The organism is Cupriavidus consociatus (assembly GCF_017814975.1).
GTDB lineage: Bacteria > Pseudomonadota > Gammaproteobacteria > Burkholderiales > Burkholderiaceae > Cupriavidus > Cupriavidus consociatus.
In genome coordinates this window covers 1-385 of sequence record NZ_JAGIQA010000181.1, presented here as the reverse complement: position 1 = coordinate 385, position 385 = coordinate 1, and the positions used below count along the sequence as shown (strand labels likewise).

Sequence of the window (385 nt, the reverse complement as noted above, 5' to 3'; positions counted from 1 at the left end):
GCCAGGCGCGACACCTCCAACGCAAAGACGGCGCCCACTTGCCCCATCGAGACATCCGCCACCAGCGTCTTGAAGTCTTCTCGGCCCGTCATCTGGGCGCCCGACTGACCGAGGTCCCGGTCCAGGACCCGGATCGACGTGTCCGGCCAGCCCAGTGCCAGCGCTTTGTCGCGCAACGCATACTGGCGCTCGGTGCTCTCCTGATGGTGCCGCACCTGAGCCAGCGTGGACTGGCGGATATAGATGTATGCCGGTTTGCTGTGATGTTGCGGAGTGATCTTGGTGTTCATCGACGGCCTCCTCAGTCGGTTCCAGCGCGGACTCGGCGGTGAGCCAAGCCTCGAGCATGTTGGCGATGAGTACGCCGGCTGATTGCGGATCGATG

The 385-nt window shown here is 63.9% G+C and carries 1 protein-coding gene; it reads right to left on the bottom strand.

The window, feature by feature from the left end; translation table 11 throughout:
- A partial coding sequence (locus tag J8I82_RS39995) for a recombinase family protein (protein ID WP_209765679.1) occupies nt 1–290 on the bottom strand: 290 nt, incomplete at its 3' end.
- Between the last annotated feature and the right edge of the window lie 95 nt (nt 291–385).